Source organism: Bradyrhizobium sp. NBAIM18 (genome assembly GCF_020193825.1).
Lineage (GTDB): Bacteria > Pseudomonadota > Alphaproteobacteria > Rhizobiales > Xanthobacteraceae > Bradyrhizobium > Bradyrhizobium yuanmingense.
This window is the reverse complement of sequence record NZ_JADYVO010000012.1, coordinates 101,565-125,920: the sequence shown is the minus strand read 5'-3', so window position 1 is coordinate 125,920 and position 24,356 is coordinate 101,565. Positions and strand designations below refer to the sequence as shown.

Annotated in this window: 19 protein-coding genes; 11 read left to right on the top strand and 8 right to left on the bottom strand. The window is 66.1% G+C overall.

Annotated elements, in window-relative coordinates:
* Positions 1–71 precede the first annotated feature (71 nt).
* The 11 genes from I6F17_RS24695 (at position 72) to I6F17_RS24645 (ending at position 14,297) form a co-directional block, all read left to right on the top strand.
* Positions 72–341, top strand: coding sequence for a hypothetical protein (locus tag I6F17_RS24695; RefSeq protein WP_036005792.1), 270 nt, complete (start codon positions 72–74; stop codon positions 339–341).
* Between the two features lie 132 nt (positions 342–473).
* Entirely contained in the window at positions 474–1,580 is a 1,107-nt protein-coding gene (ccmI, locus tag I6F17_RS24690) for a c-type cytochrome biogenesis protein CcmI (protein WP_036005789.1), read from the top strand.
* A 37-nt stretch (positions 1,581–1,617) separates the two neighbouring features.
* Entirely contained in the window at positions 1,618–2,127 is a 510-nt protein-coding gene (gene ccmE, locus I6F17_RS24685; RefSeq protein WP_036005786.1) for a cytochrome c maturation protein CcmE, read from the top strand.
* Positions 2,124–4,106 carry a heme lyase CcmF/NrfE family subunit gene (locus tag I6F17_RS24680; RefSeq protein WP_225124944.1) on the top strand — a complete coding sequence of 661 codons (1,983 nt, stop codon included), beginning with the start codon at positions 2,124–2,126 and terminating at the stop codon, positions 4,104–4,106. Before ccmE ends, I6F17_RS24680 begins: the two co-directional genes overlap by 4 nt.
* Positions 4,107–4,110: 4 nt before the next feature.
* On the top strand, positions 4,111–4,593 hold the full coding sequence (locus tag I6F17_RS24675) for a cytochrome c-type biogenesis protein (RefSeq protein WP_225124934.1): 483 nt from the start codon (positions 4,111–4,113) through the stop codon (positions 4,591–4,593).
* Positions 4,594–4,705: 112 nt separating this feature from the next.
* Entirely contained in the window at positions 4,706–6,049 is a 1,344-nt protein-coding gene (locus I6F17_RS24670; protein ID WP_225124932.1) for a HAMP domain-containing methyl-accepting chemotaxis protein, read from the top strand.
* A gap of 221 nt (positions 6,050–6,270) precedes the next feature.
* Positions 6,271–7,851, top strand: a complete 1,581-nt coding sequence (locus I6F17_RS24665) for a Do family serine endopeptidase (RefSeq protein WP_225124930.1) — start codon at positions 6,271–6,273, stop codon at positions 7,849–7,851.
* Between the two features lie 275 nt (positions 7,852–8,126).
* On the top strand, positions 8,127–8,807 hold the full coding sequence (locus tag I6F17_RS24660) for a response regulator transcription factor (protein ID WP_036035209.1): 681 nt from the start codon (positions 8,127–8,129) through the stop codon (positions 8,805–8,807).
* Positions 8,791–10,251, top strand: coding sequence for an ATP-binding protein (locus I6F17_RS24655; protein WP_225124928.1), 1,461 nt, complete (start codon positions 8,791–8,793; stop codon positions 10,249–10,251). Before I6F17_RS24660 ends, I6F17_RS24655 begins: the two co-directional genes overlap by 17 nt.
* Positions 10,248–13,217: a bifunctional [glutamine synthetase] adenylyltransferase/[glutamine synthetase]-adenylyl-L-tyrosine phosphorylase gene (locus I6F17_RS24650; RefSeq protein WP_225124925.1), complete on the top strand. Its 2,970-nt coding sequence runs from the start codon at positions 10,248–10,250 to the stop codon at positions 13,215–13,217. Before I6F17_RS24655 ends, I6F17_RS24650 begins: the two co-directional genes overlap by 4 nt.
* Positions 13,218–13,403: 186 nt before the next feature.
* Positions 13,404–14,297, top strand: coding sequence for a LysR family transcriptional regulator (locus I6F17_RS24645; RefSeq protein WP_036035190.1), 894 nt, complete (start codon positions 13,404–13,406; stop codon positions 14,295–14,297).
* A 176-nt stretch (positions 14,298–14,473) separates the two neighbouring features.
* On the opposite strand, the gene I6F17_RS24640 is transcribed toward I6F17_RS24645, so the two are convergent.
* The 8 genes from I6F17_RS24640 to I6F17_RS24605 form a co-directional block, all read right to left on the bottom strand.
* A complete protein-coding gene (locus tag I6F17_RS24640; protein ID WP_225124923.1) occupies positions 14,474–16,804 on the bottom strand; it encodes a PAS domain-containing sensor histidine kinase in 2,331 nt (776 codons plus the stop codon).
* A gap of 226 nt (positions 16,805–17,030) precedes the next feature.
* Positions 17,031–18,404, bottom strand: a complete 1,374-nt coding sequence (locus tag I6F17_RS24635; RefSeq protein ID WP_225125054.1) for a cation-efflux pump — start codon at positions 18,402–18,404, stop codon at positions 17,031–17,033.
* A 219-nt stretch (positions 18,405–18,623) separates the two neighbouring features.
* A complete protein-coding gene (locus tag I6F17_RS24630; RefSeq protein ID WP_225124922.1) occupies positions 18,624–19,592 on the bottom strand; it encodes a zinc-binding dehydrogenase in 969 nt (322 codons plus the stop codon).
* A gap of 25 nt (positions 19,593–19,617) precedes the next feature.
* Positions 19,618–20,613 carry a nitronate monooxygenase family protein gene (locus I6F17_RS24625; protein ID WP_225124920.1) on the bottom strand — a complete coding sequence of 332 codons (996 nt, stop codon included), beginning with the start codon at positions 20,611–20,613 and terminating at the stop codon, positions 19,618–19,620.
* A 311-nt stretch (positions 20,614–20,924) separates the two neighbouring features.
* A complete protein-coding gene (locus I6F17_RS24620) occupies positions 20,925–21,587 on the bottom strand; it encodes a hypothetical protein (RefSeq protein ID WP_036035170.1) in 663 nt (220 codons plus the stop codon).
* Between the two features lie 52 nt (positions 21,588–21,639).
* On the bottom strand, positions 21,640–21,843 hold the full coding sequence (locus I6F17_RS24615) for a hypothetical protein (protein WP_225125052.1): 204 nt from the start codon (positions 21,841–21,843) through the stop codon (positions 21,640–21,642).
* A 560-nt stretch (positions 21,844–22,403) separates the two neighbouring features.
* Positions 22,404–23,186, bottom strand: a complete 783-nt coding sequence (locus tag I6F17_RS24610; protein ID WP_225124918.1) for a fumarylacetoacetate hydrolase family protein — start codon at positions 23,184–23,186, stop codon at positions 22,404–22,406.
* Positions 23,186–24,205 (bottom strand): 2-dehydropantoate 2-reductase, encoded by a 1,020-nt coding sequence (locus I6F17_RS24605; RefSeq protein WP_036035168.1) that lies wholly within the window; start codon positions 24,203–24,205, stop codon positions 23,186–23,188. The genes I6F17_RS24610 and I6F17_RS24605 overlap by 1 nt, the downstream gene beginning before the upstream one ends.
* Positions 24,206–24,356: the final 151 nt, after the last annotated feature.

Here is a 24,356-nt window from a genome sequence, read left to right as displayed (position 1 = left end):
TTGAAGTTGACGATGCCCATGGCGCACCGTACTTTCGCGGTGCAAGTCTGGAAATTTCCATCTGTAGGCGCATGAAACCGGTCATCAGCTCGATTGAAATTGAGAACCGCGTCATCGTTGCCAAGTATCAACGGCTGATGGTTGGAGCCAAGGTGGTGCTGGTCGAGAAAGCCAGCGATCGGCAGCTGCCCGAGACCGCCACCAGGGTTGCATCTCGGGTTCCCGTCGGAGCGCTGCGCATCAGATTGCCGGATGCAATCAAGCCGGGAACATACTTCCTGAAGGCCTTCGACGGGCACGGCGAGCAGGCCGCGCAAAGTATCGACTTCGAGATCGGCTAAGCCGTTGGATTTTCACCTTTTCGGGACGACCTGTGGGTTGCGCCGCCTTGACAATTGTCAATTGCCGCATCGTCCGGCCGTGGTGTAAAGGCACCTACAGGCGCGGTTCGTGCGCCGCCGGAAGCTTGCCAGATGACGCTATGGTTCGTGTTCGCGCTGATGACGGTCGCGGCGATTTTCGCCGTGCTCTTGCCGCTTGGCCGCACCAGCCGCGCACAAGATCAGGGCAGCGAGGTCGCGGTCTACAAGGACCAGCTGGCCGAGATCGAGCGTGATCTCGCCGCCGGGTTGATCTTGGCGCCGGAGGCGGAGGCTGCGCGCGTCGAGGTCAGCCGCAGGCTGCTCGCGGCGGCGGCCAGCGAGCCGGCAACGGCGCCGAAGTCGAACCTCAAATGGCGCCGTGCGGCGGCCGTGCTGGCGCTTGCCGGACTGCCGCTCATCGCGGCCGGCGTCTACATGCCACTCGGCTCGCCCCGGCTGCAGGACTTTCCCCTTGCGCAGCGGGAGCGCGGGGGTGGCATGGCGCAGTCGCTCGAGAACCTCGTCGTGCAGGTCGAGCAGCACCTGGAGAAGAATCCGACGGACGGGCGCGGCTGGAACGTGCTCGCGCCGGTTCTGGAGCGGCTCGGCCGCTTCGACGACGCGGTGCGCGCCTATCGCAACTCGCTCACTTACAACGGTGAGAGCGCGGAGCGCCGGTCCGATCTCGGCGAAGCGATCTCGGCCGCCGCCGGCGGCGTCGTGACCGCCGAGGCCAAGGCGGAATTCGAGCGCGCACACGCCTTGAACGCCGACGATCCCAAGGCGAATTACTTTCTGGGCCTGGCCGCCGAGCAGGACGGTCGCAAGGACGACGCGGCCAATATCTGGCGTGCACTGCTTGCGAAAGCGCCGGCGGATGCTCCGTGGCGTGCCCTGGTGCAGTCCTCGCTGGCGCGGGTCGGTGGGGGCGGCACGCTGCCGGCGCTGTCCGACGAGACGATTGCTGCCTCCAAGGACATGGCCGAAACCGATCGCAACGCGATGGTGCGCGGTATGGTCGACCGTCTGGCGACGCGGCTGAAGCAGAACGGCGACGATGTCGAGGGCTGGCTGCGTCTGGTGCGCGCCTATCTGGTGATGGGCGAGCGGGACAAGGCAATGGGCGCTTCGGCCGATGCCCGGCAGGCGGTTGCCAGCAACGCCGAGCGGCTGCGCCAGCTCAACGAAGGCCTGAAGACTCTCGGGATCGGCGGATGATGATTTCGGGACGAGAGATGCGGAGAACGGATACGCCATGACGCGCAAGCAGCGACGTATGACCATCATCGGCGGATCGCTCGCCGTGCTCGCGCTCGCGGCCGCGCTGGTGCTCAACGCGCTGCGCGACTCCATCGTGTTCTTCTCGACCCCGACCATGGTCGCCGAGAAGCATGTCGAGCCCGGCAAGCGGTTTCGCCTCGGCGGCTTGGTGCAGCCCGGCTCGCTCCAGCGCGGCGACAATCTCGCGGTGACGTTCGAGGTCGCCGACGGCAACGCCAAGCTGCCGGTCGCCTTCAAAGGCATTCTGCCCGACCTATTTCGCGAAGGGCAGGGCGTCGTCGCGGAAGGCGCACTCGATGCCAACGGCGTGTTCAAGGCCGATACCGTCCTTGCCAAGCACGACGAGACCTACATGCCCAAGGACGTCGCCGATGCCCTGAAGAAGCAGGGGCACTGGAAGGACGATTACGGCGCCCAAGCTTCTGGCGCTGCCAAACCCGCGGCGACGACCGCGCAAGGCAATCCGCAGGGAGCGGTGCGGTGATCGCGGAATCAGGACATTACGCGCTGGTGCTGGCGCTCGCCCTCGCACTGATCCAGTCCGTCGTGCCGCTGGTCGGTGCGCGCCTTGGCGACACCGCCCTGATGAACGTGGCGCGCTCCACCGCGCTGGCGCAGCTGCTGTTCGTCGGCGCCTCATTCACCGCGCTGGTGATGCTGCACGTTAACTCGGATTTCTCCGTCGCCAACGTCTACGAGAATTCCCACTCGATGAAGCCGCTGCTCTACAAGATTACCGGCGTGTGGGGAAACCATGAAGGCTCGATGCTGCTGTGGGTGTTGATCCTCGCGCTGTTCGGCGGCTTGGTCGCCAGCTTCGGCAATAATCTGCCGCTCTCGCTGCGCGCGCATGTGCTGGCTGTGCAGGCCTGGGTCGCGAGCGCGTTCTACCTCTTCATCCTGATGACATCGAACCCGTTCCTGCGCATCGCCAGCCCGCCGATCGAGGGACGCGATCTCAATCCCGTGCTTCAGGACATCGGTCTCGCCGTGCATCCGCCGATGCTCTATCTCGGCTATGTCGGCTTTTCGATCTCGTTCTCATTCGCGATCGCGGCCCTGATGGAGGGACGGATCGATGCGGCCTGGGCGCGCTGGGTGCGGCCCTGGACGCTGGTCGCCTGGATCTTCCTGACCCTCGGCATCGCCATGGGCTCGTATTGGGCCTATTACGAGCTCGGCTGGGGCGGCTGGTGGTTCTGGGATCCGGTGGAGAACGCTTCGCTGATGCCGTGGCTCGCCGGCACCGCGCTCTTGCATTCGGCGCTGGTGATGGAGAAGCGCAACGCGCTGAAGGTCTGGACTATCCTGCTCTCGATCCTGACCTTCTCGCTGTCGCTGCTCGGCACCTTTCTGGTGCGCTCGGGCGTCATCACCTCGGTGCACGCCTTCGCCACCGATCCGACCCGCGGCGTATTCATCCTCTTGATCCTGTGCCTGTTCATCGGCGGCAGCCTGTCGCTGTTCGCGGGCCGCGCCACCTCGCTGAAGCAGGGCGGCCTGTTCGCACCGATCTCGCGCGAGGGCGCGCTGGTGCTTAACAATCTGCTGCTCACGGTGGCCTGCGCGGTGGTGCTGTTCGGCACGCTCTATCCGCTCGCGATGGAGATGCTCGCCGATTTCAAGATGTCGGTCGGCGCACCCTTCTACAATCTGAGCTTCGCGCCGCTGTTCGCGCTGCTGCTGCTCGCGGTGCCGTTCGGGCCGATGCTGGCGTGGAAGCGCGGCGACCTGCTCGGCGTGATGCAGCGCCTGCTCGCGGCCGGGGTTGCCGGGCTGGTCGTGGTCGCCATCGTCTGGGCCTGGGTGCGGGGCGGCAGCGCGCTGGCGCCGCTCGCGATCGGGCTCGGCGTCTTCGTCATCGTCGGCGCGGTCACCGATCTGGTCGAACGGACGGGCCTGGTGCGCCTGCCGTTCGCAACGGTGCTGCACCGGGCGCGCGGCCTGCCGCGCTCGGCCTGGGGCACCGCGTTCGCGCATGCCGGCCTCGGCGTTGCGCTGATCGGGATCGTCTGCGAGACCACCTGGAACAGCGAATACATCGCGACGATGAAGCCGAACGAGGTTGCCCATGTCGCCGGCTACGATCTGAAGCTCGACGGGCTATTTCAACGCCAGGGCCCGAACTACCGAGAGATGATCGCAGAGTTCAAGATCAGCCGCGATGGCGAGGCGGTCACGGTGATGACGCCGTCCAAGCGCAGCTTCACCACCCGCGGCTCCTCGACGACGGAGGCTGCGCTGTTGACCAGCGGCGCGAGCCAGCTCTACGTCTCGCTCGGCGACGCCACCGCCGAAGGCGCCATCGCCGTGCGCATCTATCACAAGCCGCTGGTTCTCCTGATCTGGTGGGGGCCGGTGCTGATGGCGTTCGGCGGCGTGCTCTCGCTCTCCGACCGCCGCCTGCGGGTCGGCGCGCCGAAGCCGGCGCGGGCCAAGCAGCGCCTCCAGCCCGCGGAATGACCCGATGCGCCGGATGATGGCCGCGTTCATCGCGTTGGTGCTGCTGGCTTTGCCGGCGGCCCACGCCGTGCAGCCCGGCGAGATCATGCCGGATCCGGTGAAGGAATCGCGCGCGCGCGAATTGTCGCGCGAGCTTCGCTGCATGGTCTGCCAGAATCAGTCGATCGACGATTCCGATGCGCCGCTGGCACGCGATCTCAGGCTGCTGGTGCGCGAGCGCATCGCGGCCGGCGACAGCAATTCGCAGGTGCTCGATTTCCTGGTGGCGCGGTACGGCGAGTTCGTGCTGCTCAAGCCGCGCTTCGAGCTGCAGACCCTGCTGCTGTGGCTGCTCGGGCCGGTGCTGCTGATCGGCGGCGGTCTGGCGCTGTGGCTGCAAATCCGCCGCCGCTCGCGAAGTGGTGTGGACGTACCGGCACCGCCGCTCACGCCCGACGAGAAGGCACGGCTCGCGGCCTTGATGTCGGACGAACCCAAATCGCCCTGAAGCCGTCTACGTCGTGCCACGCAGTGCGCGGCAACGGCTGCGTGGTTCATGCTAAATTGACCTTTGTCTGGAAGCTTGTCGCGAGATTTGATTCCAGCTCCTGAGTCCCCCGATGTTCGCGAACAGCAATCTGACGATCCGCTTCCTGGTCGGCGCCGTCGTCGCTGCGTTATTGTTCCTGCTTGGCATCGGCGGCGGCACCGGCTTCATCGCGGTCCTCTATCTCAACAACGAGATCACCAGCCTGTCCTCGAACTTCGCCGCGCTGAGCGGCCCGGCGCGCGACCATGCCATGCAGATCTACCAGCAGGCGCAGACCGCGTTTTCTTATTTCCTGGTCGCCTGCGGCGTGATCGCCGTCGTCGCTTTCGCGATCTGCTTCACCACCTGGTTCGCCGTGCGCAACGGCATTCTCAGTCCCCTCGCGGCCATCGTGCATGCCATGCGCGAGGTTGCCGACCAGAAGTTCGAGACATCAGTTCCGGGGCTCGGCCGCACCAACGAGATCGGCCTGCTCGCCGGTGCGCTGGAGGTGTTCAAGACCAATGGCATCGAGCGGCGCCGCCTCTCCGAGCAGCAGCTGCATGAAGCGCAGCATCAGGCCGAGCGGTCGAAATTCCTCGATAACAGGATCAAGCGCTTCAACGATCTCGTCGCCAGTGTCGTCGCCAGCGTGGCCTCATCGGCCGTGCATCTAAAGACCAACGCGGAGACGCTGTCGCGGACCGCCAACGACACCAGCACCAAGGCCAATGCGGTCGCGAGCGCGGCGAGCCAGGCCAGCGCCAGCGTGCAGACGGTTGCAGGGTCTGCCGAGGCGATGACGAACTCGATCGGCACGATCAGCCGCCGCGTCACGGACGCGACCCAGCGCGCCGAAGGCGCTGCAAGCCAGGCGGAGAAGAGCCGCGATACCATTCACACGCTGTCGGATGCCGCCGAAAAGATCGGCGAGGTCGTCCAGCTCGTCCAGGCGATCGCATCGCAGACCAATCTCCTGGCGCTCAACGCCACCATCGAGGCGGCACGGGCCGGCGAAGCGGGCAAGGGGTTTGCGGTGGTCGCCTCGGAAGTGAAGAACCTGGCGCATCAGACCAGCAAGGCGACGGAGGAGATAACCTCGCAGGTCGCCAGCATTCAGGGCATCACCGCGGAGACCCGCGGCGCGATCGACGGCATTTCCAGGACGCTGTCGGAGATCTCGTCGATCATGTCGGGCATCGAGGTCGACACCGCCCAGCAGCGCAACGCCACACAGGAGATCACGCGCAGCGCCCAGGACGCCGCGCGCGGAACCCTCGACGTCTCCAACCATATCGTCCAGATCACCTCCACCTCGGCCGAGACCGGCCGCATGGCGGCCGAAGCCAGGGATTCGGCCGTCGATCTGTCGCGGCAGGCCGAGACCTTGAAGCGCGAAGTCGACGAGTTCATCGTCAGTGTCAGGGCGAGCTGAAGGGCCAGAGTTCGCGCCTGCCGCTTTGTCGGGGAACTCGATTAAGTTCCTGTAAGGCCACGATTTTTGGCCTGTGCTAAACTGCCGCATCCGCCTCGACACATCATTACGAAAGTTTAACCCCGCCGCCAGCGCGCGGTAAGGCGGGAGTCCCCATCTTCAGGTCCGCAAGGTGCCGGCATCCGGCACCAACAGGAATTCAGGGCTCTGGAGATTTCCGCATGAACGATCGCATCGACCTTTCGAACCTCCCGTCCTACCGGCAGCCGCGCCGGTCGGTGTTTTCCGCGCGCAAGCTCGCGTTGATGGCTTCCGTCGTCGCCGGTCTCGGCGCGGCCGTCTATGGCTTCAGCCCGTCGTCCTCGCCGGCCGACCTGTTCTCCAGCCCGGCGCATGCGCAGGTCAACAACGAGGTCCGCAAGGTCGAGCGCCCGGTCGGCTTCGCCGACGTGGTCGAGCGCGTGAAGCCTTCGGTGATCTCGGTCAAGGTCAACATGAAGGAGAAGACCGCGAGCAACGACGACGGCGACGATTCCTCCTCGCCGTTCCAGCCGGGCTCGCCGATGGAGCGCTTCTTCCGCCGCTTCGGTGGTCCGGATGGTTTGCCCCCCGGCCTGAAGGGCGGCCGTGGCCGCGTCGTGCAGGGGCAGGGCTCCGGCTTCTTCATCTCGGCTGACGGCTATGCCGTGACCAACAACCACGTGGTCGATGGCGCCGACAAGGTCGAGGTCACCACCGACGACGGCAAGACCTACACCGCCAAGGTGATCGGCACCGACCAGCGCACCGACCTCGCGCTGATCAAGGTCGAAGGCAGCACGAACTTCCCGTTCGCCAAGCTCGCCGACAGCAAGCCGCGGATCGGCGACTGGGTGCTCGCGGTCGGCAATCCCTTCGGTCTCGGCGGCACCGTGACCGCGGGCATTGTCTCGGCGAGCGGCCGCGACATCGGCAACGGCCCGTATGACGATTTCATCCAGATCGACGCGCCCGTGAACAAGGGCAATTCCGGCGGTCCGGCCTTCGACACCAACGGCGAGGTGATGGGCGTCAACACCGCGATCTACTCGCCCTCCGGCGGCAGCGTCGGCATCGCGTTCTCGATCCCGGCCAACACCGTCAAGAGCGTGGTTGCGCAGCTCAAGGACAAGGGCTCGGTCAGCCGCGGCTGGATCGGCGTCCAGATCCAGCCCGTCACCTCCGACATCGCCGACAGCCTCGGCATGAAGAAGGCCGAAGGCGCGCTGGTGGCGGAACCGCAGGCCAACGGTCCGGCGGCAAAGGCCGGTATCGAGTCCGGCGACGTGATCACCGCGGTCAACGGCGACCCCGTCAAGGATGCCCGCGAGCTCGCCCGCACGATCGGCGGCATGGCACCCGGCGCGTCCGTGAAGCTCAACGTGCTGCACAAGGGCCAGGACAAGATCGTCAACCTCACCCTCGGCCAGTTGCCGAATACGGTCGAGGCCAAGGCAGATACCGACAAGGACAGCGGCAAGGGCGCCAGCAAGGGCACCGACGTGCCGAAGCTCGGCATGACCGTTGCGCCGGCCAATTCCGTGGCCGGTGCCGGCAAGGAAGGCGTCGTGGTCACCGAGGTCGATCCGAAGAGCGCGGCGGCCGAACGCGGCTTCAAGGAAGGCGACGTGATCCTCGAGGTCGGTGGCAAGAGCGTGGCGACCGCCGGCGAAGTCCGCGACGCGATCAACGCGGCGCGGACCGACAACAAGAACAGCGTCCTGATGCGCGTGAAGAGCGGCGGCCAGTCGCGCTTCGTTGCGGTGCCCATCGCCAAGGGCTGAGGCCTTCAGGAGGCCTACGAGATGAAGGGTACCGCCGGCATCAGTCGCCCCCGCCGCCGGTGCCCTTCGGGGAAGCAGCGCAACGCTGGCTTCCCTCATCTACCTTCCGGTGGAATTACGCCCCCCTCCGTCGGAAGGCCTAGGGCGGTGAGGTCCCCCCAGCCTCACCGCCCGCCTTTTTCCCGCTTCGAGCCTCTCCTGCTCGGCTTGCATGCGGTTGCCGCTCGCGCCATGTTTAGAGAAGGTTGACCTCCTTGACCGCCGCCGAACGCACGATGCGCCTCCTCATCATCGAAGACGACCGCGAATCCGCCGACTACCTCGCCAAGGCGTTTCGCGAAGTCGGACACATCGCCGACCACGCCGCCGACGGCGAGGAAGGCCTCGCCATGGCCGAGAACGGCGAATACGACGTGCTGGTGGTCGACCGCATGCTGCCCAAGCGTGACGGCCTGTCGCTGATCGGCGCATTGCGCGACAAGGGCAATACGACGCCGGTGCTGATTCTCTCCGCGCTCGGGCAGGTCGATGACCGCATCAAGGGTCTGCGCGCGGGCGGCGACGATTATCTGCCGAAACCCTATTCCTTCGCCGAGCTGCTGGCCCGCGTCGAAGTGCTGTCGCGCCGCCGCGGCGGTCCCGCCGAGGAGACGCTTTATCGCGTCGGCGATCTCGAGCTCGACCGGCTCTCGCATCGCGTCGCTCGCGGCAAGGACGAGCTGACGCTGCAGCCGCGCGAATTTCGCCTGCTCGAATACCTCATGAAGCACGCCGGCCAGGTGGTGACGCGCACCATGCTGCTGGAGAACGTCTGGGATTATCATTTCGATCCGCAGACCAATGTGATTGACGTGCACATCTCGCGACTGCGCTCCAAGATCGACAAGGGCTTCGAGCGCCCGCTGCTGCACACGATCCGCGGCGCCGGATACATGATCCGTGACGGCATTCGGTAAACTCGTCCGCACCACGGCGTTCCGGCTGACGCTGGTCTATCTGCTGCTGTTCGCGATGTTCGCGGCCTCGCTGCTGGCCTATTTCGCCTGGAACACGCGGCGGCTGATCACCGAGGAGATCACGCAGACCGTCAATGCCGAGACCTCGGAGATCAACGAGATCTACGGCCGCGGCGGCATGGTTCGCCTGGTGCGCACGATCGAGTACCGCGCACTGCGGCCGGGCGCCAACCTCTACCTCGTGACCACGCCGACGGGTCAGGCGATTGCCGGCAATGTCGGCTCGCTGGCGCCCGGCGTATTGGCGACGCGCGGCTGGTCAGAGACGGCCTACCGGCGGATCGAGGACAGCGATGATCGCGATCATCGCGCGCTGGTTCGTGTCACCGAATTGGAGAACGGCTTCCGGCTTCTGATCGGCCGCGACTTGGCCGAGCGGCGGCGCCTGTTCGGCATCGTCGCCAAGGCGGCGCAATTTTCGGTCCTGATCGTCGTCGTGCTCGGCCTCGGCGGCGGCATCTTCGTCGCGCGGCGGGTGCTGAGGCGCATCGACGCGATGACCGGCACGGCGCAGCGCATCATGACCGGCGATCTCAGCGAGCGCCTGCCCGTGGGGCGCAGCGGCGACGAGATCGATCGCCTCGCCGAGAACCTCAACGCCATGCTGGAGCGGATCGAGGCGCTGATGGCGGGACTGAAGGAGGTTTCCGACAACATCGCCCACGACCTCAAGACGCCGCTGACACGGCTGCGCAATCGCGCCGAGGAGGCGCTGGCGAGATCGGGCTGCGAGGCGGATTATCGCGCCGCGCTGGAGCGGACCATCGAGGAGTCCGACGGGCTGATCCGGACCTTCAACGCGCTTCTGATGATCGCGCGCGCGGAATCCGGACAGGCGCGCGGCAACATGGACGACTTCGATGCCGCGGAGGTCGCGGAGGGCATCCACGAGCTCTACGAGCCGCTCGCCGAGGACGACGGCATGACCCTGAAGGTCAAGTGCGAGCCGACGCCGGTTCATGCCAATCGTGAGCTGATCAGCCAGGCGCTCGCCAATCTTGTCGAGAACGCGATCAAATACGGCCAGCCCGCGGCACAGCCGGCGGGAACCGTGGTCAGCATGGACGCGAGGCAAATCACGATCGAGGCGAGGCGCGAGGGCGACCAGGTGCTGCTCAGCGTCACCGATCGCGGCCCGGGCATCCCCGAAGCCGACCGCAAGCACGTCATCGAGCGATTCGTGCGGCTGGAGGCCAGCCGCACGCTGCCGGGCTCGGGCCTCGGCCTCAGCCTCGCCTCTGCGGTGGCGACGTTGCACGGCGGCGAATTGCGCTTGGGCGATGCCCATCCCGGCCTCGTCGCCACGCTCGTGCTGCCGGCGCGCGCGGGTGCCGGCGACAGGGTTGCTCCGCCAATGCCGGATGTGCCACAGAAGGTGGCATGAACCACTCCGCGCCGGGAAACGCGGACAAGCATGGTGAGAGGCTGGCCGCACGCTTCGCGGATGCTCCCCATATTGCCGCTTCCGCAACCGACGAACCCCGTTTCGAAAGCTGGCTGGCCGAGCTCGAGCCGGCACAATCGGCCCGTCTCGAAACGCATCTCGGCCATCCCTTCGCCCGCGAGATCCTGACCGGGATTGCGGAATTCTCGCCCTATCTGTTCGAACTGGTGCGCGCCGATGCCTTGCGCCTGATCCGGCTGCTCGAATGCGATCCGGATGCGCATCTGACGGCGCTGATCGCGGAGGCGCGCAGCGCGGTGCTCGCGGCTTCGGAGGAGGCCGAGGTGATGCGGCTGCTCCGCCGCATGAAGGCTGAGGCTGCGCTCCTGATCGCGCTGTGCGATATCGGCGGTGTCTGGCCGGTGATGCGGGTGACGGCGGCGCTGACCGATGTCGCGGTGTCCTCGGTGCAGGCGGCACTGCAATATCTGCTGCGGCAGGAAGCCGCACGCGGCAAGCTCTCACCGCCCAATCCCGAGGCACCCGAAGAGGGCTGCGGGCTGATCGTGCTCGCGATGGGCAAGATGGGTGCGGGCGAGCTGAACTATTCCAGCGATATCGATCTCATCGTGTTCTTCGATCCCGATGCGACGACCCTCGCGCCCGATATCGAGCCGCAGCCGTTCTTCGTCCGCGTGACGCAAGGCATGGCGCGCATCCTGCAGCAGCGCACCTATGATGGTTACGTCTTCCGCGTCGATTTGCGACTGCGGCCCGATCCGTCCTCGACGCAGGTGGCGATCTCGCGGGACGCCGCGCTGAACTATTACGAGCGGGAAGGGCGCACCTGGGAGCGCGCCGCGATGATCAAGGCGCGGACCTGTGCCGGCGATTCAAAAGCGGGCGAGGCATTGCTCGCCGAGATCGGGCCGTTCGTCTGGCGCAAGCATCTCGACTTTGCCGCACTTGCCGACGTGCACGACATGAAGCGGCAGATGCAGACCTATCGCGGCCAGAGCGAGGTTGCGGTCGAGGGCCACAACGTCAAGGTCGGACGCGGCGGCATTCGCGAGATCGAATTCTTCGCGCAGACCCAGCAATTGATTGCCGGCGGCCGCCATCCGGAATTGCGGGTGCGGCCGACACTGCGGGCGCTTGACGTGCTCGCCGCCAGCAACTGGATCACTGTGGCGGCGCGTGACGAGCTGGCGACCGCCTACGAATTCCTGCGCCGTGTCGAGCATCGCCTGCAGATGATCGCCGACGAGCAAACCCACACGCTGCCGGAGGACAAGCAGGCGGTCGAGCGCTTTGCGTGGTTCTTCGGCTATCGGACTCGGGAGGCCTTTGCGCGCGACCTCTTGCGCCAGCTCCAGATCGTCCAGGGCCATTACGAAAAACTGTTCGAGGGCGATGATCCCACCGGCACGGCGAGGCTGCCGGCGCTCGACTACGGTGCGGGCCCCGATGATCCGCGCCTGCTGCAGCACCTCGCGACGCTCGGCTTCAAGAAGCCCGCCGCGGTCGCGCAGACGGTGCGCGACTGGATCACCGGCGACTATCGCGTCTTCCGCATTGAGGCGACGCGAAGCGCCTTCGTCGAGTTTGTGCCGGCCTTGATCGACGGCCTTGCCCATGCCGAAGAGCCGGATCGCGCCGTCGTTTCGTTCGATCATTTCCTCGGCGCGCTGCAGCGCGGTGGCCGGCTGATCACGCTGCTCGGCCAGAACCGCGATCTCGTCGCGCTGGTGGCGCTGGTGCTGGGAGCCGCGCCGCGGCTCGGCGACATGCTGGCGCGGCAGCCCCAGCTGATGGACGGCCTGATCGATCCGCGCTTCTTCGGCGCCATGCCCGACAGGCAGGAATTGTCGGGGCGGTTAGCTGCCACCGTGCAGGACGCCGGCTCATACGAGGAGTTCCTCGATCGCCTGCGTCTGTTCGGGCAGGAGAGCCTGTTCCTGATCGGCACGCGCATCCTCTCCGGCACCGTCTCGGCGCAGCAGGCGAGCACGGCCTTCGCCGACGTCGCGGAGGGAATCGTCCACACCGTGCACGGTCTCGTCGCCGATCGCTTCGCCGCCCAGCACGGCCGCATCAAGGGTCAGGAGACCGCGATCGTCGCGATGGGCCGGCTCGGCAGCCGCGAGATGACGGCCTCGTCCGATCTCGACCTGATCCTGCTCTATGATTTCGACGGCGACCATCCGGACTCCGACGGGGTGAAATCGCTTCACGGCGCACACTATTTCGCCCGTTTCACCCAGCGCCTGATCAGCGCCTTCACGACCCGCACCAATTACGGCGTGCTCTACGAGATCGACATGCGGCTGCGGCCCTCGGGACGCGCAGGTCCGGTGGCTTCGAGCCTCGTCTCGTTCGCGGACTACCAGGCGAACGAAGCCTGGACCTGGGAGCACATGGCATTGACGCGTGCGCGCGTAGTCTCGGCTTCGTCCGAATTCCGGGAACGGATCGAGCGCGTCATCCGCGATGTCCTGACCCGCCGCCGCGATCCCGCCATCACCGCCAACGACGTCGCCGACATGCGGCGTGCGATCGCGCAGGAGAAGGGCGAGGCGGATTGCTGGGATCTCAAGCATGCCGCCGGCGGCATGGTCGACATCGACTTCATCGCGCAGTATCTCCAGCTCGTGCACGCGCACGACAAGCCCGAGATTCTCGACGTCAGCACCATGCAGGTGCTGGAGAATGCCTGCAGGATCGGCGTGCTCGCGCAATCCGAGACGGAGATTTTGCGGGCCGCGGCGCGGCTCTATCACGACCTCACGCAGATCCTGCGTCTCTGCGTCAGCGAGCGCTTCAAGCCTGATACCGCCGGCACCGACCTGCAGCGCGTCATGGCGCGCGCCGGCGACGCGCCGGACTTCTCCTCACTGGAGGCGCGGGTGAAGGAGACCCAGAGCGAGGTGCGGCGCGTGTTCAGGGCGCTGCTGGAAGGGTCATAGCCTGCTTCAGCGCGGTGACCGAGCTCATCGCTCAGAAGCTGCGATTGCGGATTCGGACCGATTTGCAACCGCAATCGAGCGATACGGATTGGTCATGAAAGTTGGGTCGGCTGCGGGTTTTTGCGTGTTGGTGTGGGCCCGGCGTGCTAGCTTGCATGCCACGATGGAATTCGAGGGGACGATCGGTTGATCGACAAGCTTGAACTATTGCTGGCGTTGGCGAAGGAGCGGCATTTCGGCCGCGCCGCGGAAGCCTGCGGCGTGACGCAACCGACGATGTCGACCGGGCTCAAGCAGCTCGAGGAAATTCTCGGCGTGATGCTGGTCCAGCGCGGCTCGCGCTTTCAGGGATTTACGCCGGAAGGCGAGCGGGCGCTGGACTGGGCGCGGCGGATCGTGGGCGATGCCCGGGCGATGCGCGACGAGATCAACGGGCTGAAGCATCAGCTCTCCGGCGAGATCCGGATCGCGGCGGTCCCGACCGTGCTCGGCATGGTCGCCGCGCTGACGACGCCGTTCCGTGCCAAGCATCCGGAGGTGCGCTTCCGCATCCAGTCCACCACCTCGTCCGAGGTGCTGGGGCTGCTCGAAAATCTCGAGGTCGATGCGGGGCTGACCTATATCGAGAACGAGCCGATCGGCAAGGTGCGCACCATCCCGCTCTACAACGAGAGCTATCGCCTGCTCACCGCGCCGGACGCGATGTTCGGCGATCGCGAGACGGTGACCTGGACCGAGGTCGGCCAGGTGCCGCTGTGCCTCTTGACGCCAGACATGCAGAACCGCCGCATCATCGACCGCGCATTGCGATCGGTCGGCGCGGAGGTGACGCCGACGCTGACCTCGAACTCGCTGCTGGTGCTGTTCACGCACGTCAAGACCGGGCGCTGGGCCAGTGTGATGCCGGCCAAGCTCGCCGAGACGCTCGGCCTGTCCGACACCGTGCGGTCGATTCCGATCGTCGATCCCGAGGTCACTTACAGCATCGGCCTGGTGATCCCGCAGCGCGATCCCATGACGCCGCTGATCGCAGCGCTAGTCAACGTCGCGCGCGAAGTCGCGCCGACGTTGCAGCTCTAGGGGCCTGAGCAAGCGCCTCGTCCTTCGAGACGCCCCGCTTCGCGGGCTCCTCAGGATGAGGCTCCGTTGCATCGGTGTTTCGTTGAAACTGCTGCCCCGCATTCCGCCCTCATCCTGAGGGCCCGCCGGAGGCGGGCGTCTCGAAGGATGGCCGCAAGCGAGCTTCCCGCCGTGTGCTAAGCCGCAGCCGATATCCCCGATCCCGCCTTCACCGCATCCCGCGGCAGGGTCACGCGGACGACGGTGCCGACCTCGATCTTCGAGCGCAGGCGCATCGAGCCGCCGTGGAGCTGCGCCAGTGAGCGGGCGATGGCAAGTCCGAGGCCGGAGCCGTGATAGGTCTTGGTGAGCTGGCTCTCGACCTGCTCGAAGGGGCGCCCGAGCCGCGCCAGCGAATGCGGTGCGATGCCGATGCCGGTGTCGGCGATCATCAGCACGATCCTGTCGTCGAGCTGCCGGCTGCGCACCACGACGCGTCCGCCGTCGGGCGTGAACTTCACGGCGTTGGAGAGCAGGTTGACGATGATCTGCTTGGTGGCGCGGCGGTCGGCGACGACCGAGATGGATTTTGCGATGTCGGCATCGAGCGTCAGGTGCTTGTCCTGCGCACGGCCGGTGACGACCCTCAAGGATTCGGCGAGCGTCTGCGCGAGGTCGAGCTCTTCCATGTCGAGCTTCATGCGGCCGGCCTCGATCTTGGACATGTCGAGGATGTCGTTGATGACCTCGAGCAGATAATGGCCGCTGGTCAGGATGTCCTGGCAATATTCCTGGTACTTCTCGCTGCCGAGCTCGCCGAACATGCCCGACCCCATGATCTCGGAGAAGCCGATGATGGCATTGAGCGGCGTGCGCAGCTCGTGGCTCATATTGGCGAGGAATTTCGACTTGGTCTGGTTGGCTTCCTCGGCGCGGGTCTTCTCGCGCTGGTACTTTTCGGCGAGGTCGGCGAGCTCGACCGCCTGGCGCTCCAGCGCGGCCTGCGAGCGCTTGAGGTCGATGACGGTGGCGCGCAGGCGCAGATCGTTGTCGACCAGCTTCTGCTCGTGCTCCTTGATGCGGGTGATGTCGGTGCCGACCGAGACGTAGCCGCCGTCCTTGGTGCGGCGCTCGCTGATGTGCAGCCAGCTGCCGTCGTCGAGCTGCGCCTCGAAGGTGCGCGCGCCCGGGCCTTGGGCCGCTGTCTCGTTGTGGCGGGTGCGCACCTCCGGCATGCGGCCGACTTCGAGCACGGTCTCGTAGGAGGTGCCGGGGATGACGGCGGTGTCGGGCAGCTTGTGCAGGCGCTGGAAGTGCGAGTTGCAGAGCACCAGGCGGTCGCTCGCATCCCACAGCACGAAGGCTTCCGGAATGGTCTCGATCGCGTCGCGCAGGCGGAGGTCGGCTTCCACGGTCTTTTCGGCGAGGCTCTTCTGCTCGGTGATGTCGACGGCGATCCCGATCAGGTGCACGCTGGAATCGGTCGCCCCGCGCGTCTTCTCGCAGCGGACGCGGAGCCAGATCCAGTGGCCGTCGACATGCTGCATGCGGAAGGTCTGGTCGATGTGGTCGATCTTCTCGGAGATGAGCTGGTCGGCGATCGCGAACAGGTCGATGTCGTCGGACTTCACCAGCGCGTTGACCTCTCCGAAGGTGAGGAGTTCGTGACGGCCGTCGAGACCGAGCATCGAGAACATCGACTGCGACCAGAAGATCCGGCCGCGCGACAGGTCCCAGTCCCACAGCCCGCAGCGGCCGCGGTTGAGCGCGGTGTCGATGCGGCCGCGCACCGCGTCGTTGATGAGGTCGCCTTCGCGGGCGCGGGTCGACTGCCAGTGGAAGGCGAAGCCCAGGATCAGGACGACGAAGCCGGTCGTCGCCGACAGCGTCACCGAAAGCGCGGCGTCAGAGCCCCAGATCGGCTCGTTGCGCTCCTGGATCACGGTGACGAAGCCGGGCAGTGACTTGATCTGCCGCGAGGTCGCCATCGCCGCGTTGCCGCTCGGCAGCGTCATGTCGGAGACGTTGGCGTCGCGCGGCGGTGCCGCGACCAGCTGCGCGGTCGTGATCGCATCGAGCAGGCGGTCGTTGCCGACCGCGTCGCTGTCGGCCGGGATGCGCGCGAGGATGCGGCGGTCGATGCCGGCGGAGGTGACGATGACGTGCCGGCCCGAGGCCGTGGCCCAGGACGGAATGAGATCGGGCAGCAGCGTCGGCAGGCCCTCGATGGTCTTGAGCCGCTCCTGGCGAACCGAAGTGAGGCGGTCGATGCGCTCGGCGAGCAGGTCGGCAAGCGCCGAAATGTCGTGTCGGATCACCAGCCGCTTCTGGCGCGTTTGATCGACCACCTGCACGAAGGCACCGAGGCAGATCGTGATCAGGAAGGCGATGATGAGCGTCGGCACGGCGCGACGCAGCGCCGGCTCCGCGATCAAGAGCCGATGATAGGCAGGTTTCGCGATCGATTGCGCCAATCCCTTGATCGAATCGGATTGGACGCACGCGCTCGCGGCGTCTGCACGCGACATGCCTTCGGCCCCCTGAAAACCAGCTTGCAACTGAAGTCCGGAAGCAGCCCCACGTCACTTCCGAATCACACCGATTTGAATCCAGTTTTCGCGGGCTGTCGAGAGTCAACGAATCGTTAACGCGAAATTATTCTTATCCAACACGCAGTTTGTGCATCGCGCGTCCGCAAAGGCACGGGTGGAACGAGTCCGAAACGAGAACGTGTGACTCGTCGCGCATTCTTCATCACGCCCGCGGCGGCTCGGCGTGGCTGATGACGCGCTTCACGCTCGGGAACGCGCGCCGCAACGCACGCTCGATCGCGTCGACCTGCTCGTGCACCTTGATCACGCTCATCGACGGTGTTGCGCGGCAGTGGAAGTTGACGATCTCGCCGGCGTCGGTGTTGCGGACCCGCACATTGTGGATGTCGTGGATCTCGCTGCCGGCGGCATATTCCGTCAGCGCGGCGGCGATGGTCCGCACCCGGTCCGGCGTGGCATCGACCCCGAACGGAAGTTCCGGTTCCAGCGGCTCGATGTGAACGTCGACCTCGACGTCCTCGCCGAACTCCTCCTGGATGTTGCGCTCCAGCGTGTTGGCGATGTCGTGCGCGGCCTCAAGCTGCATGTTGGCATCGACCTCGAGGTCGATGCTGACGATCAGCTTGACGCCGAGATCGTGTACCGTGACGTGGTGGACGGCGAGGGCGGAATTGCGCGCGATCACCATGATGCGGTCGCGCACGGTCTCGTTGTCGCGCGCGACGGGCACTGCGGCGAAGGTAAGGTCGGCATCGCCGAAAGCCTTGGCGACGGCGGCCTGCGCGTTGCGCTTGATGTCCTCGACCCGGTCGATCGGATAGGTCCGCGGCACCTTCGCGATAGTGTCGATGAACGTGGTCGCTCCGACCATGCGCACGCGCAAGCGTTCGACGTCGATCACGCCGGGCACGCTGCGGATCGCCGCTTTGGCCTTCTCCTGCGCGCCTTCGGGAGCGCGATCGACCAGCGTCTGCACGGTCGAGCCGGCCATGCGCAGGCCGAGCGCTGCGATCATCACGGCAACCGCTGCGGCCGCCGCGGTGTCACCCCACCAGAAGCCGAGCCCGGCCAGGATCAGGCCCACGATCACGGCGCAGGAGCCCATCACGTCGGAGGCGAAATGCAGCGCGTCGGCCGCCAAGGCCTGGCTTCTGGTCTCCCGCGCGGCACGGTGCAGGGCGCGGGCGCGCCAGAGATTGACGGCGATATCGATCACCAGCACCACGAACGGCACGGCCGAGATGGTCGGCGGCGGGGTTCCCTCGCGCAGCCGGCTATAGGCCTCAACCAGGATGCCCCCGGCCAGCACGTAGAGCAGGGCGGTGACGCCGAGCGCGGAGATGCTTTCCAGCTTGCCGTGGCCGTAATGGTGCTCCTCGTCGGCGGGCTTGTCGGACACCCGCACCACCGCCCAGGTGATGATGGTCGCAACCAGGTCGATCAGGGAATGCAGGGCTTCCGAGATCAGCGCCAGCGAGCCGATCGCGATCCCGACCGCGAACTTGGCCGCCGCCATGCCGCCGCTGGCGAAGATCGAGATGGCCGCGACCGAGGTTTTGTCGTGCTGGGAGGTCATGGCGGGGGATTTAGCAGCCCCGTGTGGGACATCAAGCGCCGATCCACAGAAGTAGTCGCCAGTGAGTTGCAGGAGCGGGACCATCAGCGCCTTCATGCCCGGGCTTGTCCCAGGCATCCACGTTCTTCGTTCCGAGCGGAAAAGACGTGGATGGCCGGGACAAGCCCGGCCATGACGGGTGGAGCAGGAGCTCCGTCACTCTTCGCGGGTCGCCGTCGCCTACACCGTCACCACGATCTTCCCCAGATGCCTGTTCGCTTCCATGTGCTCGAACGCCTGGTCGATGTCGTCGAACGCGAACACCTTGTCGATCGGCAGTTGCAGCTTGCGCGATTCCACCGCGCCCCAGATGTCCCTGCGGACCTCGGCAAAGATCTCGCGGACCTCCTCGATGGTACGGCTGCGGAAGGTGACGCCGACATAGTCGATGCGGCGGGCCGCGTGCAGGTCGAAATTGAAGTCGGCATGGGTGCCGCCGAGGCGGCCGACATTGACGATGCGGCCCTTGATCTTCGTCGCGGCGAGGTTCTGGTTGGCGACCTTGCCCGAGACCTGGTCGACGACGAGGTCGACGCCTTCGCCGTTCGTCGCCTTCAGCGCCTCGTCGACCCATTTCGGATCGGAGCTGTCGACGGCGAGGTCGGCGCCATACTCCTTCAGCCGGCCGCGGCGATACGCGTCGGTGGACGAGCCGATCACCAGCTTCGCGCCCTTGAGCCGGGCGATCTGCATTGCCATCAGCCCGACGCCGGAGCTCGCACCCTGGACCAGCACGCTCTGGCCAGCCTGCACCCCGCCGATCGTGACGACGGCGTTGTGCATGGTCGCGAGCGCGACGGGGAGGGTGGCGGCCTCCTCGAAATTCATGTTCGAGGGCGCGTGAAACAGCCGGCCGTGATCGGCCAGCGTATATTCGGCGAACGCCGCGCCGCCCGATCCCATGATGCGGTCGCCGATCTTCACGCCCTTCGCATCGGGCCCGAGCTCGGCGACCTCACCGGCCCATTCCATGCCCAGCACGGTGCCGACGCCGCCGGCCGCGCCATGGGCGTGGCCCTTGCGCATGCCGGTGTCGGCGCGATTGAGGCCGCAGGCGCGAACGCGGACGAGCACCTGCGTGCCTTTGGGCTTTGGTTGAGCGACGTCGGAAATCCCCGCGCCTTCAGGGCCGTAGACGTAGGCTTTCATGCAATACTCTCACGTCTTGCAGTGATTATTCCGCCGCTTCGCGTTGTGACTGAACGATCATCCCCTCGAGCCGGCTGCGAATGATCGCCTCCGCCTCGCGCACGATGCGGGAGACGAGCTCGGCACAGCTCGGGATGTCCTGGATCAGGCCCTGCACCTGGCCGGCCGACCAGATGCCTTCGTCGGAATTGCCGGTGGCATAGACCATCTTGCCGCGGGCACCGGCGACGAGCTCGCGGATGTCCTCGAACTTGGCGCCTTCCTTCTCCATCGCGACGACCTTGGTCGAGACCGCGTTCTTGGCCACGCGCGAGGTGTTGCGCATGGTGCGGAAGATCAGCTCGGTCTCGCGCTCGTCATTGGCGACGATCTTCTCCTTGATGAGCTGGTGGATCGGGCTCTCCTTGGTCGCCATGAAGCGCGTGCCCATGTTGATGCCGTCGGCGCCCAGCGCCAGCGCCGCGACCAGGCCGCGCGCGTCGGCGAAACCGCCCGAGGCGATCATCGGGATCTTGATCTTGTTGGCGGCAGCCGGAATCAGGATCAGCCCGGGCGTGTCGTCCTCACCGGGATGGCCGGCGCATTCGAAGCCGTCGATCGAGATCGCATCGACGCCCATGCGCTCGGCCGAGAGCGCGTGGCGCACGCTGGTGCATTTGTGCACGACCTTGACGCCGTGCTTCCTGAACTCGTCGACATGCTCCTGCGGCTTGTTGCCGGCGGTCTCGACCACCTTGATGCCGCTCTCGATGATGGCGGCGCGGTACTCGGCATAGGGCGGCGGCTTGATCGCGGGCAGGATGGTGAGATTGACGCCGAAGGGCTTGTCGGTGAGGTCGCGGCAGCGCGCGATCTCCTTGGTGAGGTCCTCCGGCGTCGGCTGGGTCAGCGCCGTGATGAAGCCGAGCGCGCCGGCATTGGCGACGGCGGCGACCAGCTCGGCCCGGCCGACCCACTGCATGCCGCCCTGAACGATCGGGTGCTGGACGCCGACGAGCTTAGTGAACCGTGTCTGCAACATGATCTGTTTCCCCCGCGCCCCGCGTGGCGCTTTGTTCTCGGTTGATGGCGGCAGGATGCCGCTGGGGGTGGGAAAAGTCTATTGCGCCGCCCGGCGGGGCGACCATGCGGAAGGCGAGGAGATTCCGCGGGGCGGATAATTGGGGTGCGCTGCTGCCTGATGAGGGCAAGCTCTTTCCTCAAACTCCGCCGTCATACCCCGCGAAGGCGGGGTATCCAGTACGCCGCGACCTCTCGGCTCTACCCGCGCAGTCTCTGGAATACTGGATTGCCCGCCTCCGCGGGCAATGACACCGAGTATGGGGCGAAGAGCTACTTCGCCGACAGCCGCACCATCTGGCGTCCGCCGTTCATTTCCTTGAGGCTGTTGACGAAATTTTCCGGGCGCTGCCAGCGATGTGGGACCTTCAATCCCATGAACTCCGCGATGTCGCCGATGAAGCCGGTACAGTTTATGGTCTCGGCATTCCAGACCGGAGAGCTGGCCTGCAACTCCTTGATGTAGGCGAACACGCGCTTGGCGTCGGCTTCGTTGAGGTAGACCCGATAGCTCGCGGTCAGATATTCCGGATCGAGATCGCCGTAGCTGGCGCCGGTCTCGGATGGCACAAAGGTGATGTGACCGAGCACGTAAGCGAGCGTGTCGCCGGCCGGTGTCAAGCCCGCAACCTCGACGGCCTTCTCGCTGGTCTTGCCGTACCAGACGAAGGCATGGCCCCAGCTCGCAGCCGTGCGGGCGCGGAAATCGACGTAATAGGGGCCTTTCTCCGCACGCGCGACCGAGCGCCGCGTCGATTGCGGCTGTGGCCGCGGGGCAGTGTCGGTCGTAGCAAGCGCGTTCGCATCGGCAACGCGCCTGTCGGTCTGCTTGTCGGTCTCATGGGCCGAGGCCGAGGGCGTCGTGCATGAGAGCATAGCCGCAAGAGCGAAGCCCGCGAGGATGCAGGATCCCGATCGACCAGCTTTGTTCGTCACGCTATTCCCCCTCGACCATGGGCCGCAAATGTGGCGCGTCCTTTGCCGCGCGTCAGTAGCGCGCGGCGACCGGGCCCGGCGCCTTGCCGATCGGGGCCTTTCCAATCGGGCTCTTGCCGATCGGCATCTTGCCGATCGGCGCCTGCTCGCCCGGATAAACCGGCACGGGCTGCCGGCGCGGCAGATCCGCAGCGTTCGCGGCCGTCGCAAAAGCAAGCGTGGCACCCAGAGCAAATACAATCTTCTTCACAGCGATACCCCTAGAAGGTTTGGTCCAAACACGGTCATGCCGTGCCCCCAGACACGCCTCCCAAAAGGGCGGCCGAATGCGTCCAAGTTGCGGCGCGCACGGGACATGTTGGCGGCATTGCTCGGGCGCGCGGAGATGTGATGTGTCTGGATGTTTCGGAGCGCGACCAACCTTGGTGCCGACAGGGGCCCGCTGGCTTGCCGGCAGAGCGCAGCACCGGGATTCCGTCAACGCCAGGCGCTGCGGGAAGATGCGAGGTGGCGCCCACGTCCCTTTGCCGGCCTGCTTGCACCCAGGCCAGTCGCCAGCGCTAGGACGAAGCAACGTGCCCTGGGGCTATCGCTTCCCGAGCAAGTTCGACCGAATCCTGTCGGCGAACCAGACCACGAAGATCGCGGCGAACGAGAGAGCGAAGTACAGCACGGTCCACAGCAGTGCGTTGCCGGCATTCGACATGTGCGTCCTCCCTTGCATCAGAAATCAATCTTTTGCCGGGGAGGGTAGCCTTGGCCGCGACGGCGGGTTTGCGCCAGATCAATTTTGCTGCTCTGCGGCGGCGAAAAAGTCTACAGCCGAAATTCGTTGGTGAGCTCGCCGATGCCGTCGATCGCGACCGTCACCGTGTTGACGGGCTCCTTCATCACGCCGACGCCGACCGAGGTGCCAACCGCGATGAGGTCGCCGGGCAAGAGGGTCATGTCGTGCGAGATCCTGCTCACGAGCTCCTGCGCGCTGAAGATCATGTCCGAGATCGGGTAGTTCTGCCGCTCCACGCCGTTGAGGATGGTGCGAACCGTGAGTTTTACGGGATCGAGACCGGTCGCGATCACAGGGCCGAACGGACCGTAATCGTCGATGCCCTTGGCGCGGGCCCATTGGGCGAAGGTGGGGTCGCGCGTCAGGATGTCGTTGGCGGTAATGTCGTTGACGCAGGTGTAGCCGAAGATGAAGGTGTCCGCTTCGCCCGGCGACACGCGGGCACAGGTCCTGCCGATGACGATGCCGAGCTCGCCTTCATAGGTCGTCTTGCCGTCATAGTAAGAGGGGCGGCGGATCACGGCGCCGGCTGCGGCGATGCTGGTGGTGGCCTTGAGCAGGTACAGCGGCTCCGGCGGTTTGGGCTGGTTCAGTTTGGCCGCGAGCGCGTGGAAATTATTCCAGAGCGCGACGATCTTGCTGGGCACGCAGGGCGCAAGCAGCTCGACCTCCGAGAGCGCCAAAATCTTGCCCGTTGCGGCGTTGCGACCGAACATGTCGCCCTCGTGCACGGTGATGCCGGAGGACGTCAGCGTGCCGAAGCCCGTCGTTTCGGCATGGCGGAAGCGCAGCCATTTGGTCACGCTCGTCATCACGCCACCGCCAGTGCGCGCGGATCAGCCGGTGTCGAGACGCCGTCATAGAGGCCGGCGATGCGGGCGCGCTGCGTCACCATGGCCAGCACCGAATCGAGCGCGGGCGTGGCGATGCCGGTGAGCCGGCCCATCTCCTGCACCACGGTGACGAGCGGATCGATCTCCATCGGGCGACCGCGCTCGAGATCCTGCAGCATCGAGGTCTTGTGCGCGCCAACCTTGCGCGCCCCCTCGATGCGGCGCTCGACGTCGACGCGGAACTTGACGCCGAAGCTCTCGGCGATGGTTTGCGTCTCCATCATGATCGCGCGCGACAGTGCGCGCGTGGCGGGATCGGTGCAGATCACGTCGAGCGTGGCGTGGGTCAGCGCACTGATCGGGTTGAAGCAGACATTGCCCCAGAGCTTCAGCCAGATCTCGTCGCGGATGCGGTCGAGCACGGGGGCCTTCAGGCCGGCGGCGACGAAGAGATCGGCGAGGTGCTGCACGTCGGAGGTGATTTCGCCCGAGGGCTCGCCGAGCGGAAAGTTGTTGCCGTAGACGTGGCGGATCACGCCAGGCGCCTCGATCTCGGTGGCGGGATAGACGATGCAGCCGATGGCGCGCTCGGCCCCCAGCTCACGCCATTGCCGGCCGCCGGGATCGATGCTCTCCAGCGTCGAGCTCTCGTATTGGCCGCCGTGCTTGTAGAAGTACCAATAGGGAATGCCGTTGACGGCGGTGACGATGCGGGTGTGAGGCCCGAGCAGCGGCTGCATCTTCTCGATCACGCCGGTGATCGAATGGGCCTTCAGCGTGATGATGATGAAGTCCTGCACGCCGAGTTCAGTGGGGTCATCGGTGCAGCGCGGATGAACGGTGTGCTTCTCCTCGCCCGCGAGCAGTGTCAGGCCGCGCTCGCGCATGGCGGCAAGGTGCGCGCCGCGTGCGATCAGGCTGACGTCGGCGCCCGCGCGCGCGAGCTGAACCCCGAGATATCCGCCGATCGCGCCGGCGCCGTAGATGCAGATCTTCATGAAATCCTCGCGAGCAGAGACGGATTTTGGGACGAAAGATCCGGTCCGGCTCGGAAGGATCCGAGCCGGGGCCGGCAGTCGCAGGGGGAAGTTTTGCCGCTCTAAAGCGTGATGCGCTTTAGTCTATTGTTTGAGCATGATCTTGTCGGAA